1 protein-coding gene is annotated in these 350 nt (G+C 66.9%); it reads right to left on the bottom strand.

Annotated features, from left to right (window positions below; all coding sequences use genetic code 11):
• Positions 1 to 350, bottom strand: a 350-nt coding sequence (locus DMB66_RS59345) for a HAMP domain-containing protein (RefSeq protein WP_125812649.1), incomplete at both ends; no start/stop codon positions are given.

The following is a 350-nucleotide window of genomic DNA, read 5'->3' as shown; positions in this document are numbered from 1 at the left end:
ACCTCGTCGGCGAACGAGGACAGCTGGTCGACCATCGTGTTGACGGTCGATTTCAGCTCCAGGATCTCGCCCTGGGCGTCGACCGTGATCTTCTGCGACAGGTCGCCGCGGGCGACCGCGGTGGAGACCTGGGCGATGTTGCGGACCTGGGCGGTCAGGTTCGACGCCATCGAGTTCACGTTGTCGGTCAGGTCGCGCCAGGTGCCGGCCACCCCACGCACCTGCGCCTGACCACCGAGCTTGCCCTCCGAACCCACCTCACGGGCCACCCGCGTCACCTCGTCGGCGAACGACGACAACTGGTCGACCATCGTGTTGACGGTCGACTTCAGCTCCAGGATCTCGCCGCG

The organism is Actinoplanes sp. ATCC 53533 (genome assembly GCF_003947245.1).
Note: the sequence above shows the minus strand (reverse complement) of the source record. Positions and strands in the feature narration are given on the sequence as shown.